Genomic DNA, 17,489 nt, shown 5'->3' on the forward strand with positions numbered 1-17,489 from the left:
TATACTTGTTTGAGTCACTGCAAGAAGTACGTGAAATCACTGATGAGTGGTTAGATATTTATAATTATGAGCGACCTCATGATTCACTTGGTGATATGACACCGGTTGGTTACCTTGAGGCTGCATAGAATTCTACGAAATAGCTGTACTAAATAGGGTGGAGTTACAAATGCTGTAGGTATAAAACGACATATTCGCATTGTTATCGTTATCTAACACTTCACTATTTGTTGTTCCAAAGGCTAAAAATAATTTCATTATATTTATAACTATTTGATTTTAGAGCTAATAAAAATAAATAAATTCATGATGACTCGATAAGCGACTTAAATTTCTTTGGCTTGTAATCTTGTCGCCAACAACGGGGAACGCTGAACGCTTCTAGCTTTGTTCCATACGAGATAAACGCCAAATTATAAAATAAATGTAAGGATTTTTTATGCTTTTAAACAAAGTTGCAATCGCAGTCATAATGGCCGCAACATTGAACGGTTGTAGTCAATTTCAATCTTCTGATGCGTCAAAGTACGCTGGTGCAACATTAGTGGAACAAAAAAACATTGAGGGCGGTGATATTGGGATCGCTTATCAAAAGTTTGAACTCGATAACGGTTTGACAGTTATTCTTCATGAAGATCATTCAGACCCATTAGTTCATGTAGATGTAACTTACCATGTTGGATCTGCACGTGAAGAAATGGGCAAATCAGGATTTGCACATTTATTTGAGCATATGATGTTCCAGGGATCAAAGCATGTAGCTGACGAAGAGCACTTTAAAATAGTGACGGAAGCAGGTGGTAAGTTAAATGCAACAACCAGTACAGACAGAACAAATTACTTCCAAACAGTGCCAGTAAATCAATTGGAGAAGATGCTTTGGTTAGAAGCGGACCGTATGGGATTCTTTGCTCAAGGTATTACTCAAGAAAAGTTTGAGATACAACGCGCCGCGGTAAAAAATGAGCGCATGATGCGATACGACAACGTCCCTTATGGGCAAGCTTTAGAAAAGCTGCACCAAGCGCTATATGACTATGGTCACCCCTATTCATGGATGCCGATTGGCTATATGTCTGATTTAAATCGTGCGAATTCAAATGATTTGAAAGCTTTTTTTAAACGTTGGTATGGGCCTAATAATGCGACGTTGACTATTGGTGGTGCTGTAACTCCAGATGAGGTTTTACCACTTGTACAGAAGTACTTTGGCTCTATTCCAAAAGGGGAGACTGTTTCAGATGCTGCAAAGCAACCCGGTACATTAGTTGAGTCTCGTTACGTTTCTTATGAAGATAATGTATCACTACCGATGCTTAGAAAAGTGTACTCAACGGTTTATATGGGGCATAAAGATGAAGCTGCGTTAGATGCGATTGGTTATTTTGCAGGGCAAGGTGAAAGCTCAGTGTTATATCGCGAATTGGTTGATACACAAAAAGCGGTAGCGGCATTTGCATGGCATCAATGCTTTGAACTATCTTGTCAAATGGCTTTTGGTGCACTTCCTCATCCGGTGAGTGGTGAGACACTGACTAGCTTAGATAAGCGCATTGATGAGTTAGTTGCAGATTATATTCAAAATAAAATTACCCAAGAAGATGTTGATCTTTTTATCACTAAAAGAGAAGCAGAGATTGTGAGAGCGCTGCAGAGCGTGGAGGGTAAAGTTTCTATGCTGGCTAAATTTGAGACTTTCCATGAGAATCCAGGTTTCCTAACTCAACAGCTTAAAAATGTTAAAGCTTTGAAAGTTGGAGATATAAAACGTGTATTTGAGCAATATGTTGCTAATAAGGCGAATGTTGTATTGAGTATTGTACCAAAAGGAAAGCCAGAACTTATCGCGCAGCAAGACAACTATACGCCGAAGTTTTATGAGCCTAAAGCAACTGAGGAAGTACGAGACGAAGTACAACTTCCCTCGATTACTGATAGTTTTGACCGCAGCATTAAACCGCAGGCAGGTGTTGCAAAAGCAATTACATTGCCAGACTTATGGCAAGTTAAAACTGATAATGGCATAGACGTATTAGGAGCGTTTGATACCGAAACGCCAACCACAACATTGCTACTTCAGATCCCTGCTGGTCGTTTATATGACCCTGAAAATAAAGCAGGGGTCGCACTTTTAACGGTGGAAATGTTGGGTCAAGCTACAACACAGAGTACGCCGTCAGAGCTGGCACAGCAATTGGCAAAATTAGGTGCTGAGATCGCATTCGAAGCGAAGTCTGAATATATTGAGGTTAAGCTATCCACATTAAGTAAGAACTTAACCGCGACACTAGATATCTTGTCAGAAAAGTTGTTACAACCAAAGTTTTCGGAGTCGGACTTCGCGCGAGTTAAAAGCATGGTTTCAGAATATAGTAAATCTGAACGCGATAGCGCAAAATTTCTGGCAGATAGCGCATTATCTCAGGTGATGTATCAAGAAGGAAACTACAGTAAACCTTGGTTGCCGTCTCAAGCAGAGCTTGCGACTATTGAACTTGCAGATGTTAAATCATTTTATGCGCAGCAGATACGTCCACAAGGTAGTAAATTATCAATTGTATCCGATGTTGCACAGTCGAAATTGGTGTCGGCATTAACTAGTGCACTATCACAGTGGCAAGGAAAAGGTGAGCTGGACATGGCGCTTCCTAAATTTGCTCCCCTCGATAGTAATATCGTGTATTTGGTACATAAAGAGAATGCACCTCAGGTCCAGATCCGTGTTGCTCGCCATGCCGCTGCGGAAGATTTAGCTGCGGAGCATTTTAAAAGTCAAATCATGAACTTTGCCTTCTCCGGCAGCTTTAACAGTCGAGTGAATCAAAACCTGCGTGAAAGCAAAGGATATACATATGGTATCGGAGGACACTTCTCTGGATATGGTGATGCCGGTCAGTTTGTCCTCGCTTCAGGCATTAATGCAGCAAACGTTGCTGATGCGCTGACAGAAATCCAACAAGAGCTTAGCAAGATTAGTGAGCACGGATTAACTGATGAAGAAATTCAATTCACAAGAAATTCGATCGCGCAAAGAGATGCGCTGAAATACGAAACACCAGCGGCAAAATTAAACTTCTTTGCGATGATGCATGCCCATAATGTTGATGCTGATATTGTTGATGTCCGAGCTAAAACAATTGAAACAGTTGGCAAAAAAGAGCTTAATCAGCTGGCGAGCAAGTACTTTACTCCAGCCGAGATGACTTATGTTGTAGTTGGTGACACCAACACGCTAAGCAAGCAGCTTGAGGGTAAAGGCTTCACTGTAAAGCAACTGACTATTCAGTAGGTTAGTGTAATCGAAAGGATCCCAACCATGGCGAGCTTATAGAGCTCGCCATTTTTCGTTATAAGCCTATCGGTCGGTAAGCTTTACCTGTTTAGCGGTGATATAACTTTATCTCATTGTGGTATCTCGTGAGGTAAGAAATCAGTAACTTGTCAGCATGAGCATCAAGGTAGTAAATGCTAGATTCGGCATTCACGCTGGCTTTGATATCTAAGATGGTTGTTATTTGTTGATTTGCGTCAAGCTTATATACGTATTGCCGATTATAGAGGTAGATTGCACCATTGGAGGCGGTGATCGTTGGTCTTACTTTTACTTCATTGGTGCGGTTTGCAAGCTCGGATCCGGATATCAAAGGGGTCACTTGAGCCGTTTCTATATTCAGTAACGAAATATTCCGATTACTTGATAAGGTTACTAGGTGATGGTCGTCGTACCAATCAATACTCACGATGTCATCAACCGTAATGATTTTGTTATTTTTGTCATTCAGAAAAGTAACCTCAATAATTTTGTCATCAGTTACCTTGTGAGCCCGCAGTTGAGCAACCTTATTTCCGCCAAGCCGAGTACCACCATTCTGTTCGTTATCGGGCAGAGTTATTAGCACATCAAGAGACTTCCAATCTCTCACTTCAGTTTGTTTGTTGGCGACATGTTTGACGAGAATTTGCTGATTGCTTGGATCTGAGTCGATAATGGAGTAGCCCGAACTTAATGCCGCTATGGGTGAATATCGATGGCTTGAGTCTATATGCATGACCCCGTAAGATTCCACATCTTTGAAAATGGAATCATTGTAGGCAAATTCATTATCCCCAAGGTAAGCCATAATTACTTCGTAAATATTCGGTTTGGCAAAGAGGGTTGATTTACCCGTATTAAGATCGATGACATAGCTGTCATGGTCGTAGCCGTAGGTCGTCATGAGCAATTGGTTTTCTGACATTGGCAAAATGTACGAGGTGGGCTCGACCGCAACTTTTACGGCAGGCAGCTCCGTTAAGCTTTGCATGGAATAGCGTTTGATTTCACTGGTGTTGTGATCAAACCACAGCACACTTTTTTGTTTAGTATTCCAGTTCGCAGCCCATAGCAAATGCGGGAACTCTGCCAATTTTAAGGTCTTTTGCCCTGTTGAAGTGGTCACCAGTAGCTCGACTTTATCACCGATATTACGAGTAAAAATTAGCTGGTGTGACTCAGGGATAATTGCTAAAAGCTGATCCCCAAAACCATGGTTATTCGGTGTTGTGATCCTAGTTTCTTGTTGTTTTTCCATATTATAGCTATAAATCGCACCTAGGTTTGGTACGTCTAAATAGCCTCGTCGACTGTATATCAGATGGTCTTTTCCAAAATCAAACAGTGCGTTAATTAGGCCGCCAGAACAGCGAAAGAGTAACTGGTCATGAGCGCCTGTTTTTGGAGATAACTGGTGGCGGCGGTATTCGCAGATAGGGTTTTCCCCTTCAGATCGGTATAAGTAATAAACCCATGTACTGTCAGCCGACCAACCTAAAATGTTGCTGCCATTCGGCAGGCTAAGTGCTCTTTCATGTTGGGTGGTAAGATCCATGAGCCTCACCTCCCCTAACGCCCCAACTTCATTGGTATCAGCTTTAAAATTATAGGCTAGGTAACGTTGATCCGGTGAGTTATACAGTTTGCCATGATGACCTCGATACCAAGATAGTATTTGATTATGGAAAATCTCAGCGGATGGCTGTGGCTGAGGTGCACTTTTTATCTGGAGAGTTTGCTTTGTGACGAAATATAGCACGGTGATCAAAGCGGCGAGCGCAATTAAGGTGCCACAGAGTATTCGCACTCGGTAAGACTTGCTTGCTTCGCTGTTTCCTGTGGTGTCAGATGTCTTACTAGATAGCTCAATCGGTTCAGGTGCCGGTATCGTGAAACTGTAGCCTTTGCGATAGTGGGTTTTGATCGTTGGTTGAGGTTGCAGATCACAAGCCAACTGCTTTCTTAACTCGAAAATGACTCGGTTAATTGTATTGTCGTCGACAAAGTTAAGTTGCCAAACATGTTCAGCCAGTTCCTGCCGCGTAATGATCCGCTCTTGGTTACCAATGAGATACATAAGTGTTTTAAACAGCAGAGGCTCAAGTTCTTTGCGCTCGTGTTTGTTGTTGATGGTTTGTGTTGCCGTATTAAGTTGCCAACATCCTATATCAATATACTTTGATTGTGTTGCTTCAAGAACCATGAAAATACCAAGTTAGTAATCAAAAAGGCGGATATACAAATTTCGATATTATCAAAGATTTCAAAATAATATTCAGCTGTTATTGCTTATATCATTAGAAATTAATAGTTTCCCATTATTGCATGGTCACAAAACCTTCATTTCAGATTTAGGGACAAGCTGCTTTACTATAGAGAATTTGAAGTAAGGTAAAGTAGCTAATGAAGGGATGGTTCATTATCGGTGTGGTTGTACTGGCCTTATGCAGCTGCCACTCTATTCACTCGCAAAAAACCTACATCCATATAGTTGCAAGTTGCCCCCCTCAGGTGTTTGAACAATTGTTTATTGATGCGACAGATAGCTTAGTTATATCGTCCTCTGAGGCTGAAATTCCTACCGGCATGCACACTAATCCTCTGCTTTTTTCACCGTTGACAATGTCTTGAGATCTTGTGGATAAGCTTTTGTTTGAGTTGAACGACGCGGGATTTAAGTTTCAAGGCGATTTCTTCGGTAAATATAATCACGCTTATCGTGATAACCATATAGGCGTGTATTTTGTTGAAGGTTGTGAGTATTTTATGCGCAAGTGAGATAGATATCGAGTTCACGATGTAATGGGTAAACTATCGACCGTAAAGCGTATAGGTCTTAAGCAATTACCGTTATATTTAAAAAACGATGCTGGTTGCTTTATTTTGGTTAGAGTGTTGCATTTGTGAGTTACACCAATTTGTCTTAATACTTGCTCAATCTGAAGGAGCAAACCTGACGCTAACTATGTTAAAAACTTCTGATTGAGAACAACTAAGTAGAAAAATTTTGCCTTGCTTATATGGATGTAGATACTTTGGAGGCAACAGGACGCGGTAGCCGTGTTATCGACAATGTTTTATCACCTCATAATAGGGTACTTAATTAATCAAGTTGGCCTTAAAGTCGGGATAAATAACTTACTTTGATAATTTTTATTGATATAGCGGTAAGTGGTAGCCTAATAAGTTCTATTAAAAAATTTTTATTTTTTTCTTATTCATTGATGTGAAAGTCCAAGTCGTTAAAATATGTGTTAATGCAGTACAGTGGGCTGTTATATTTAACTCCATGCTTTGAATTGCTTTATAAAAATTTTAATTTCTAAACCCGATTATCAAGTTCTTACCAATTTGTTATTTGCTCATGATTTTTTGTAATAAGGTGTTGAAAGTAATTGTTATTTTGTTTTTTTTTTGGAAGTTTTACTTTCTTCTTTATAAGTGTATTTTTGTGATGACATCTCTCTATTGTTGAAGACCCACTCAATTATTATAGGTATTGGTGTGTCAAGTTTGATGCTTATAACGCCTATAAAAAGTTAGTCAAATACATACAAACCGTAACAAGTAAATAAGGTGAAAATAAAAACGCTTGTATTGAGCTTTATAGTGCTCGTAGCTACCCAAAATGTCACTGCCGTAGAAAGAATTGACGTGATAGGTCATAAGCCATAAGCCAGATCCAATGCGGACACTATATCCGTGGGAAGGGGGGCAACTCTAGTAATAGCGCTGGCGCTTCGGGTGGTGGTAGCGGTGGTGCAAGCACGGCATCAAAACAGAAAACCGATGAAGAAAAAAGAAAGAAATGCTTAGCAGGTATTGATTCTCAAGGAACTTGTGTGGCGGACCGTAAATACACTATTAGTCAATTACATCATGCGTGTATTGGTGCTTCTGGAGTATTGGGTATTGCTGCTGGCGGTATCTCTTTAGGTGCAGGTGGGATGGCAGGTGTTGTTTCAGCAACAGCATGCAACATGGCAAAAGAGCATGATATACATAATGCAGGCAGTTATTGTTCAAGCAAAATTGCCAATCAGAAAAAACGTGTGCTAGAGCATAGCAAAGGTGATGTATAGGAGCACATTTTTCGCCTATACATCGTACCAGTGCTGACGATATATATTAATGCAAGGAGCAAAATATTGAGTAAAAAGTCACTTTTAATTGCAAGCGCTACATTGTTAGCACTGCTCTGCCTTTATTGGACATACCTCGCCTTTGACAACATCGAGGAAAATGTAATAACTCGTGAGCCGTTGCAGTCAAATAACATTGGACAATATCAGCATACAAGCTTGGGAAGTGTTGCAACTCAGCCGGAAGAAACGATCAGTGTGATGTGTAATGACTATGCAAGTGATATTGATGATATGGTAAGCTGGCAAGCTCTAGCTGAGCAGCGTATTCAATATATATTTTCTTCTATGCAGCATCAGGGATTAGGCGAAAACCAGCTAGATTATATTTCAAAAGCTGCGGGCCTAGGTATACTTAGAGGTCGAATGCTAAGGCCTGAATCGAAGTATTACCAATCGGTAGATGCAATCCCTCACTACGCTAATGGTATTTTATCTCAGCGACAGGCTGATATGTTCTGGGCCTACCTTAGAAGTCAAGACATCAAAGGGTTAATAACCGCCTATCAGCAAAATAAAATACAAGCCAGCAAGCGTGTTTCTGTCTACGACACACCTGTGAGTCTCATATTGACGCAACTTCAAGGTGACAATTCCAACGTTATTTCAGAGCTTACCTCGAGCGGTATTTTGGTGACATATCAAGACTTGGTTACAGCCACGCAACTAGGTATCGCTCCAACCCTTATGGCCCAGTTACTCGATGCAAGCGGACTAACACCGAGTGAAGTTTGGTATGACGATGAGTTAGAGCATTATACATCACTAACAAATGTTGCTATTGCTGCAATTAACTCTGAATTAACTACGTTTTGGCTTAAAGAAGGAAGTCCAGCAATTGCTGACCCATTTTCGAATAATGCCCTCGATTTACTCTCACCAGCACCTACAGACAAAGCTGATGAAGTAGAGTCTATCATTCTTTTATTACTAGCAAATGGGGTGCGCCCTTCGAACGAACTTAGTAGTAAGAGGCTTCTTCACTGGCTCTCTGATGGTACTCTCGCGCAATATAAGACCCAGCTTCAACACGTAGAAAATGCAATACCGTCAGAATGGCAAGATGAGATTGAATCGGGTGTCGATAAATTATATCGCGCCGTTTTATCAGACATAGTAGCTCCTGAAAAGTTGTCTAAAGCCCATCCCTGCTTTCACTCTGTCGGGCGAGCAAAAATACAGCTAGTATTTAATCGTGAGCACGCATATGAACAGCTAAATAATGAGCAGTTACAGGCCGTTAATGTTAAAGAGATAAAACAGTCAGCTGAGAGTTTGGTTACTACAGTCACTGAACAGAATACTGATCCAAGCATGATAGTCCGTGTTTTGGGGCAAGAACCTGATTTGCTGAACAAAATGGCAGTAGACAATTATCGTTATGAACAATTAAAAGCTTTGCTGGCGAGACACACCGAACAACAAGCGCAGTTAAGCGATGAAGAAAAGGCAAAGCAAGCCAAGTTACAAGAGGCGATCACAGAAGCCTTTACGCTGGCACAAAAAGGTAATTGGCAGCAAGCTGCAGATCATATGACTGAACAAAATGCGCACATAGAGCAGCAAGAAATGCTAAACGCTTTATTGACCATGGCCATTTCGACAAATGCCAGTATCGATGAAATAACTAGATTACTTGAAAAAGGGGCACAGCTAGGTCCCCAAACAATATTAAATTTAGTGCGAACGCACAACCTTCCACTAATTAAGGCGCTCGTTAAATATGACTTGGATTTACATTTTGTTGACCCACTAGGTCGCAATGCGTTGCTCTATGCCGTTTTATTACGCACTCCAAAAATCATGACATATTTGCTGAGACATAAGGTTTCAGTCAAGCCAGATCCCTATGTGCTAGATGCCTTAGACTTTGCACTAGAGCAGGTTGAAAATGGGGCAAGTGCCATGGAGTTAGCTGCTGGGATTAATATGAGTTTGAATGACAGCTTTTTCTATATCTCTCAGCTGCTCTACGCGGGAGCCCCTATTGAATCAAGTCACAAACAAAGGGTTGCTGCGTATCAAAATAGCAACCCGATACTATACAAAGAAATTATTTCGGCCTTTCCGAGCTTTAAACTATAGTGTCGTCTTATTTAACCTAAACCAAGCAATAAGCGAATCAAACTTTAAAAGGTATTATTATGGAAAAACAAGAATCGAAATCAATAGAATTAGATGAAATTATTAAGCAATTAGAACAAGCAAATAAGGTTGAACGGAAGAAAAAAATTGAAGTCACGGGGTTTGTTTTCTTGTATCTTGCTCTCTCTGTATTTTTAAACTACTTTCCATACATGTATAAATCTGTGTTATTTGGGTATACAGCGATAACGGTGATGTATTTACTTTTGAAACAGCATCAGCAGCAAACATCAATAAACTTACTCATCAGCGCGCTCAAAGAAATTAAATAATTTTGTATTTTAATCAAATGTCGAGCCGATTAGTTGATAAGGAGGCTTTCTTGCAGTTAGGTACAAAAAGTTAACGCGTTTTAGGGAGAGTATGCGCATTTTAAGGACTTAGTTTTGATAAGTGAAAACGTTCATATCAACGGAAACGTAGATTGAAAGTCAGGCCTCTTCAAGAGTTTACCTATTATGTCAGTGCCATGTTGGTTTACTTGCTGTTGTAATACAAATATTGAAATGAGTCATGAGGTAAAATCTGGTGATGGAATTTGGTGTGTATTTTGTTGAAGGTTGTGAGCCTAGCATGAGTAAGCAAGTACTCACAGTGCTTCGTTAATACTGTGAGTATTCAGACTTGGATTAATCAAGTAAGGGAAACTGCTTTGCAATGTCAGAGTCCGTGCTTTTTGCAACCCAACCCTCTTGATTATTGAACAGGCGAATGGCGGTAAATTCTGGATCGCTACCCATATCGAACCAATGAGGCGTATTTTCTGGTACTGAGATTAGGTCACCTTGCTGACATAAAACTTGGTAAACCTTATCGTTTAAGTGTAAGCAGAATAGCCCTTGTCCTTTAACAAAAAAACGTACTTCATCTTCGCTATGAGTATGCTCAAAAAGAAACTTTTGTCGCAACTCCGAGGCACTAGGGTTGCCCTTTGCAAGTGAAATCACGTCGACAGTTTGATAGCCGCCTTGCGTCTTTAATCTTTCAATATCGCTCAGGTAGGCATTAATAATGTCGTCTTGTGACATTTCAGCGGTGATATCGGTGCTAGTCTGCCATTGTTCAAAGCGTACGCCTTGCTCTGCGAGCAAAGATGCGATGATGTTTGCGTCTTGCTCTTGTTGTAAAGCTTGGCTTGGATTCTGTACCTGGTAGATAGTCAGTTGACTCATGAAAATGCCCCTTCATCAAAATGGTCAAAGCTTGATATAACTGGATGTTCAGGTGATGTTGCTTGTGCATCTCTAAACAGTTGTAATGTTTGCATGCCAGCGGCCTTTGCCGCGTCTAGCTCGGCAACGATATCGCTTAAAAAGAGTATTTGCTCTGCTTCATACGGTAGGGCTGCAATAATGTTCTGATACGACGAGACTTCCTGCTTGGCACCCACTTTAGTATCAAAGTAGTCGCTAAATAGCGGGCGAATATCACCATAGTCTGAGTGCGCAAACAGTAGCTGCTGCGCTTTCACTGAACCCGACGAATACACGTAGAGGTCGCGGCCGTTCGCTTTTTGTTGTGTTAAAAATTGGTAGGCATCTTCATACAAATGTCCGGTAAAATCGCCGTTTGTATAGCCAAACTGCCAAACGAGACCCTGTAGCTGTTTTAATGGCGTGATTTTTTTATCTGCGGCGATCCACTCAAGTAGTGCGGCAATCACGGTATCAATGTCTGCATCAGCATTATCCAATTCTGCTCTGACGGCACTAATTTGCTCGGCAACGGCGGCGTCATGCTGATGGTCGCGAATAAACTGCGGTAAATGCGCAGCGGCATATGGGAATAGTATCTCTTTAACAAAGGAGATGCGGGTAATTGTCCCTTCAATATCTGTTAAAATGGCTTTGATCATTGGCGCCCCTCCAATTTGATGCGTTCTAATTCGCAGGCAAATAAAAACTCTAAGCCCTCAATATGACGACGAGTTTCTTGCACTGTGCGGCCCACGGCGTATAACCCGTGACCTCGGATCAATACACCGTGTACAACTGGTGTAGTTTGATGAGATTGCGCCACCCGCTGTGCTAGTCGCTCTATATCCTGATCGTTATCAAAAATAGCAATGGATAGGGTTTCTTCATGGGATTGAATGCCAGACAGTGACTTTTGCATTTCATAACCACGGATCTGAAATTGATCGCCTTGAATAAATCGCGACAACACAGTCGCAGCTACGGAATGCGTGTGTAATATACACTGTGCACCCGCACATAAATCATATAATTTTAGGTGCAATGCGGTTTCGGCTGAAGGCTTGCCACTACCGGCAATGATGGTGCCAGTGGCGTCTAATTCCAGAAATTGTTCTGGTGCTAATTTACCTTTATCAAAGCCGCTGGCCGTGACAACAAAGCCAGAGTCTGTTTTGATAGAGAAATTACCACCAGTCGCGGGAACCCAGCCTTGCTGAGCAACCCAAGCTCCTGCGTCGATAAGCGCGAGTTTTGCGGCTTGTGTGTGCATAGTTAACACCTATAAATTAAATGCGTTTGGACGGCTATACATCTATTTTGAGCAATGATAGCATCCACTCACGATTAGCACCATAAGAAAGAGAGTGTTGCAGTGAAAAGTAAGTTACCTCAGGTTGGAATTAGTATCTTTAGCCAAATGACGGCATTAGCGAACGAGCATGGTGCGATCAACTTATCGCAAGGCTTTCCGGAGTTTGATGCGCCTGATTACCTCAAATCACAATTGAGTCACTATGTTGGCGAAGGTCAAAATCAGTATTCGCCTTCTGCCGGCATACCGAGCTTGCAAGCACAAGTTGCGGCATTAATTGAGCGTCGTTATCAGGTGAGTGTTTCAGGACAAGAACAGATCACGGTGACCTCCGGTGCAACGGAAGCACTCTTCGTGGCAATTCAGGCAATAGTATCTGAAGGGGACGAAGTTATTGTATTCGATCCGGCTTATGACTCCTATGAGCCTGCAATTGAACTTGCTGGCGGAAAAGCCGTACATATTGCATTGACCGCGCCACATTACCAAATTGATTGGCAACAAGTCGCAGAGAGTATCAACCCAAATACCCGTGCTATTATCATCAATACACCGCATAACCCGTCGGCTAAAACGCTGAAGCCGTCAGATTTAGAGCAACTAAAACAGCTGCTAAATCAGCATGACTTGTTATTGATCAGTGATGAAGTATACGAGCATATTACCTTTGATGGTTTGCCCCATCTGAGCGCATTAACTGATCCTGCATTGTTTGAGCGTGCGTTTGTGATCTCTAGCTTTGGTAAAACCTTTCATAGTACAGGCTGGAAAATGGGTTACTGTGTGGCGCCAAAGCAAATGACTGTTGAGTTTAGAAAAATCCATCAGTATGTAACGTTCTCAAGTTTCACTCCGGCACAACTTGCATTGGCTGATATGCTTGCTGAACACCCTGAGCACGTTGATGAGCTGAGTGGGTTTTATCAACAAAAACGCGATGTACTGGTTAAGGCGTTAGCGTCAAGCCGATTTACGCTATTACCAAGTGAAGGGACTTATTTTTTGCTTTTGGATTACAGTGAAATTTCTGATCTTGATGATGTTGTCTTTTGTCGCTATCTGGTGGAAGAGGTTGGGGTGGCGGCAGTGCCACTCAGCGTTTTTTACCAACAAGCACCTGAAGACAAGGTCATTCGATTGTGCTTTGCTAAGGAAAACCAGACATTAGAAGAGGCTGCAAAACGCTTATGTCAACTTTAACCGTTACCCTTGTTCAAACAGATATCCAGTGGCTTTCACCTGAGGCCAACTTTACCCATATTGAACGTTTGCTAGAAAATGTCGAGCCAAGCGATTTAATTTTGCTACCAGAAACATTTGCGACCGGCTTCGCCGTAAAAGAGCTGGGTGTTGAGCGTTATGCTGATGCAGCCATCGAGTTTCTACAGCAATGTGCTCAGCACTTTCAAGCTGTTGTTGCGGGCAGCATACTGGTTTCGCAAGGAGATAAAAAGGCCAACCGTATGGTGTGGTGCCAGCCAGATGGAAAGATACTTCATTATGACAAAAGACACTTATTCTGTTTGGGTAATGAGGGTGATTTTGTGGTTGCTGGTGAGCACCGTGAAGTGTTCGAATTAAAAGGCATAAAATTCTTACCGCAGATCTGCTATGACTTACGTTTCCCAGTATTTCAGCGCAATCAGACCGATTATGAGGTTATGATTAATATTGCAAACTGGCCAGCGGCACGCCGAAATCATTGGGATACCTTACTGGCTGCTCGCGCAATCGAGAATCAGTGCTTTGTGCTTGCGGTAAATCGCGTAGGTGAAGACGGGTATGGCACTGCACATAATGGCGGTACCAAAGCGGTTGATTTCAATGGTAATAGTCTTGTGTCGGCAGTAGATAACCAAGCTGAGGTTATTACCGTAAAGCTAAAACTGAGTGATTTGCAGCAGTATAAAGCTAAATTTCCAGCCCACCTCGATGCGGATAAATTTACATTGGCATAATACACATTGGTACAGGCATAGCATGCCCAACTAAAAGGCTTAGTTGGGCATGCTCTAACTCGAAGCTCAACAGGCCCTAAGATGCATTATATTGATGCACAAGCAACTCACCTTCTCTACCTGTGGCGCTGTAATCATTTTTTGATAAACGGAAATAGCTCAATTGGGAGCGCATTTCATGGGCTTGCTCGGCCATTTGTCTCGCTGCTGCCATCGTTTCTTCGGTAATTGCAGAGTTTTCTTGAATAAGATCTGTTAGCCTTTGCACCACCAAATCCACTTCTTTAATGGCTTGCTGCTGCATTGAAGTCGACTCATTGATTTTAATGATGTTGTTATTTACATCACTCACGGCACCAACGATTTGTTGCAGCTTTTCACCGGAACTATTGGCAAGTTCAGTCCCTTGCTCTACCTTCTGATTACTGTTTGAGATAATTTCTTTGATTTGCTTTGCAGAGGCGGCGCTACGCCCTGCCAGCTCTCGTACTTCGTTTGCAACGACTGCAAAGCCACGGCCATTTTCTCCCGCTCGTGCCGCTTCAACGGCAGCATTTAGTGCCAGCAGGTTGGTTTGAAACGCAAGTCCATCAATCACCGATACAATCTCATTAATGTCTTTACTGGCTTTGTTCACTTCAATTATTGCAGCTACGGTTTGGGCAGATAAACTGCCTCCTTCTTTGGCTATGTTTTCTGCGTTTGTTGCCAGTCCTACGGCATCACCAGATTGGTTTGAAACCTTAGTGAGTTCATCTAACATATTACCAGTGCTGGCACTGGCTTCTTCTAAGTTTGCTGCTTGCTCTTCTGTGCGTTGACTGATTTCAGTGTTACTCGCCGCTATTTCTCCGGCACTTTGAGCAACATAATTTGCAGCGGCTTGGATCCCTTCGATTACACTGGTGAGTTTTTTAATTGTGGTATTAGTGTCATTTTGCAAAGACTTAAACACGCCAAAATATTCACCATTTACTTGATTACTTAAGTCACCCTGAGCAACGTTGGCCAACACGCTGCTCACTTCGGAGATTGCCCCAGAGACCTGTAAGGTCGAGTCATTTACATTCTCTTTAAGCTGTTGCAGCTGACCTTGTAGTGGCAACTCTATTTTTTGACTAAAGTCTCCTTCGGACATTGCGCCCATTACGCTGCCGAGTTCTTCGATGACCTGATTGAGGTTCTCGACTGAACGGTTGATATCACCTTTGAGATTATCAAGCTGGCCAGACATCGCAGATTGAATGGTGCGGTCGAATCGACCATGGCTAATAGCCATCATCACCGTAGAAATTTCCGAGATAGCAACATCAACGGCCGTCACCGAAGCATTAATGTTATCTTTAAGTTGCGCGAGTTGGCCCGTTGCTACCACATCCACTTGTTGTTTAAAGTCGCCGTTGCTGACGCCAGCCATCACAGTGCCTATTTCTTTCATTACTCTGTCTAGGTTTGCCATGCTGGAGTTGATATCTTGTTTTAAGGTATCTAATTGGCCTGCGAGTGGGGCATCGAGTTGCGCAGAAAAGTCGCCTTGGCGTAGTGCAGACATAATCGTGCTGATACCGTCAATTGCACTGCTAAGGCTGCGTACGGAATTATTTACCGAATCTTTAAGTTGCGCTAACTTGCCTTTAGCGGGCACGGTGACTTGTTCCTTAAAGTTACCTTGCTCAATATTGGTCATCACATGAACAATACCGTTCATAGTCGAATTAATCGATGCCAAAGAATCGTTAATATTATTTTTGAGCTTGTCTAAATCGCCAGACATGGGAGCATTAAGTTTGGTATCGAAGCGACCATTAGCCATATCAATCGAAATTTCATTCAGCTCGGAAATCGCTCGACTTAACGTATTAGCACAATGGTTAGTGGCTTCTTTTAAGGTTTCTAGCTCGCCCCGACACGGTACTTTGATGCGGTCGTCAAACTTGCCCGACGCCATTTGATTCATGACGCGATTAGCCTCTGTGATAGAAAGCTGTAAGGCATCTAGTAGTGAGTTGAATGCCTGTGCACTGTTACCTATTTCATCATGACTACGAATGGGGGCACGCAATGAAAAGTTGCCTTCTTGTTCAACTGATTTCATGGTTTCTACCAACTCGTGAACAGGTTTGGTAAGCGTTTTTGAGAACCAATAGGCGACGATCAGTACTAACACTATAGTGACCGCTAAAATAATCATCAGGTATTGAGAGAGCGAGGTGATAGAAGCAAATGCTTCCGCTTCGTCAATTTCGGCAAGCAGCGCCCAACGGGTATTAAAAACTTCCACAGGTGTATAGGCAGATAACACGGCCTCGCCGTTATAGTCCTCAATAACCTGTTGTCCAGATTGATTATTTAATGCTTGAGAGACAGCAAGCGTAGCTACCTTGCCGCGCTCAGGGTATCGAAATGAATTCACCACGGAATGATGTTGTGGATCTAAGAATGAGTCTGAACGCATCAGACCCTCAGGGCCGACTAGGTAGGTTTCACCACTTTCTCCTAAGCCTTCTCGCTCGGTCATAATGGCATTGATGGCATCAATAGATAGCTGTGCAGCTACAATTGCAACGGTTTGGCCATTCACCACGATAGGTTTGGCAATAAAACTAGCGGGTGCATTATAGGAGGGGAGGTATTGTTTGTAGTCTGCGAAAGCGCTGATTGTTGGATCCGCTGAGTCCTTCAGTTCTTGATAAAGAGAAGCTAGATTACTATTGGCATAAGGACCCGTTTCTAGTGACGTAGCAAAGTCGACCTCTTTAAATACGGAATAAACAATATTTCCATTACTTGGGTCAATGATAAAGATATCGTAAAACTCATAAATGTCGGCGATGTTAAGCATATATGGATGGTAACTGCGGTGAGCAAGGTCATAACTATCTAAGTGACCGGTTTCAATAAATTTGTATTTTTCGCCAACTGGGTAGGGGTTGCTTGCTAAGTAACGTGCTTGCAGCGCAAGCCCAGACTCTGAAATGTTACCAATTAGCCTTGCTGTGCTCGTATCTTCGGGGTTTTCTTGATTGAATTTAGGTACGAACACTTCATCATAAAATCGAGATAATTTGGCATAGTTAATATCGGCCTGAGCGCTAGGAAAGCTGGTAATAAACTCTTGTGCAATCACAGGAAGTAATGGGTTTGCCGTAAAGGCATCGAGTTTATCCTCAACGGTCTTAAAGTAACGATTAACCGCGCTTTTTTTGATCTCACTAACGGCACCAAGTTGTGAATATACTTGCGCTGTCATGGCATTCGATGCGGTATTAAGTGCGATGGAAATAATTACTATCAACGGCACGAGCGCGACGATTAGAAATGCAAAAATCAGCTTTTTAGTTAAATTAAGAGAGTTAAAAAATTGCGAAAACCCAGACATAACCTAATTCCTTGTTGCTATGGAAGTACCTATAACAGCATAGA

The 17,489-nt window shown here is 42.1% G+C and carries 12 protein-coding genes; 7 read left to right on the plus strand and 5 right to left on the minus strand.

Going from position 1 to position 17,489, the window contains the following annotated elements; all coding sequences use genetic code 11:
• Together ABMY45_RS20260 and ABMY45_RS20265 are read left to right on the plus strand one after the other, a co-directional pair.
• Window positions 1-128, plus strand: a 128-nt coding sequence (locus ABMY45_RS20260) for an integrase core domain-containing protein (RefSeq protein WP_349289445.1), incomplete at its 5' end; no start/stop codon positions are given.
• 311 nt (window positions 129-439) lie between these two features.
• On the plus strand, window positions 440-3,289 hold the full coding sequence (locus ABMY45_RS20265) for a pitrilysin family protein (RefSeq protein WP_349289424.1): 2,850 nt from the start codon (window positions 440-442) through the stop codon (window positions 3,287-3,289).
• Between the two features lie 91 nt (window positions 3,290-3,380).
• Here ABMY45_RS20265 and ABMY45_RS20270 read toward each other — a convergent pair whose 3' ends face one another.
• Window positions 3,381-5,516 carry a winged helix-turn-helix domain-containing protein gene (locus ABMY45_RS20270; protein WP_235368376.1) on the minus strand — a complete coding sequence of 712 codons (2,136 nt, stop codon included), beginning with the start codon at window positions 5,514-5,516 and terminating at the stop codon, window positions 3,381-3,383.
• Between the two features lie 1,639 nt (window positions 5,517-7,155).
• Here ABMY45_RS20270 and ABMY45_RS20275 point away from each other — a divergent pair.
• The 3 genes from ABMY45_RS20275 to ABMY45_RS20285 all read left to right on the plus strand — a co-directional run bounded on the left by ABMY45_RS20275 (window position 7,156) and on the right by ABMY45_RS20285 (window position 9,872).
• Complete coding sequence (locus ABMY45_RS20275; protein ID WP_237117280.1) at window positions 7,156-7,395, plus strand: hypothetical protein; 240 nt, start codon at window positions 7,156-7,158, stop codon at window positions 7,393-7,395.
• A 66-nt stretch (window positions 7,396-7,461) separates the two neighbouring features.
• Complete coding sequence (locus ABMY45_RS20280) at window positions 7,462-9,540, plus strand: hypothetical protein (RefSeq protein ID WP_349289425.1); 2,079 nt, start codon at window positions 7,462-7,464, stop codon at window positions 9,538-9,540.
• Between the two features lie 59 nt (window positions 9,541-9,599).
• A complete protein-coding gene (locus ABMY45_RS20285) occupies window positions 9,600-9,872 on the plus strand; it encodes a hypothetical protein (protein ID WP_010606859.1) in 273 nt (90 codons plus the stop codon).
• 357 nt (window positions 9,873-10,229) lie between these two features.
• Here the strand turns inward: ABMY45_RS20285 and ABMY45_RS20290 are convergent, their stop codons facing one another.
• Genes ABMY45_RS20290 through ABMY45_RS20300 form a run of 3 tightly spaced genes read right to left on the minus strand, consistent with a single transcriptional unit; the run spans window position 10,230 to window position 12,066 of the window.
• Window positions 10,230-10,772 (minus strand): cupin domain-containing protein, encoded by a 543-nt coding sequence (locus ABMY45_RS20290; protein ID WP_102057708.1) that lies wholly within the window; start codon window positions 10,770-10,772, stop codon window positions 10,230-10,232.
• Window positions 10,769-11,455: an acireductone synthase gene (gene mtnC / locus ABMY45_RS20295; protein ID WP_349289426.1), complete on the minus strand. Its 687-nt coding sequence runs from the start codon at window positions 11,453-11,455 to the stop codon at window positions 10,769-10,771. Before mtnC ends, ABMY45_RS20290 begins: the two co-directional genes overlap by 4 nt.
• Window positions 11,452-12,066, minus strand: a complete 615-nt coding sequence (locus tag ABMY45_RS20300; protein ID WP_235368381.1) for a methylthioribulose 1-phosphate dehydratase — start codon at window positions 12,064-12,066, stop codon at window positions 11,452-11,454. Before ABMY45_RS20300 ends, mtnC begins: the two co-directional genes overlap by 4 nt.
• 102 nt (window positions 12,067-12,168) lie before the next feature.
• On the opposite strand from ABMY45_RS20300, the gene ABMY45_RS20305 reads away from it, so the two are divergent.
• Together ABMY45_RS20305 and ABMY45_RS20310 are read left to right on the plus strand one after the other, a co-directional pair.
• Window positions 12,169-13,308, plus strand: coding sequence for a methionine aminotransferase (locus ABMY45_RS20305; RefSeq protein ID WP_211867259.1), 1,140 nt, complete (start codon window positions 12,169-12,171; stop codon window positions 13,306-13,308).
• Window positions 13,296-14,066 (plus strand): amidohydrolase, encoded by a 771-nt coding sequence (locus ABMY45_RS20310; RefSeq protein WP_349289427.1) that lies wholly within the window; start codon window positions 13,296-13,298, stop codon window positions 14,064-14,066. The genes ABMY45_RS20305 and ABMY45_RS20310 overlap by 13 nt, the downstream gene beginning before the upstream one ends.
• A 76-nt stretch (window positions 14,067-14,142) precedes the next feature.
• Here ABMY45_RS20310 and ABMY45_RS20315 read toward each other — a convergent pair whose 3' ends face one another.
• Window positions 14,143-17,445, minus strand: a complete 3,303-nt coding sequence (locus tag ABMY45_RS20315; RefSeq protein ID WP_206471203.1) for a methyl-accepting chemotaxis protein — start codon at window positions 17,443-17,445, stop codon at window positions 14,143-14,145.
• Between the last annotated feature and the right edge of the window lie 44 nt (window positions 17,446-17,489).

It is taken from the genome of Pseudoalteromonas sp. XMcav11-Q, from assembly GCF_040104525.1.
In the GTDB taxonomy this organism is placed as follows: domain Bacteria; phylum Pseudomonadota; class Gammaproteobacteria; order Enterobacterales; family Alteromonadaceae; genus Pseudoalteromonas.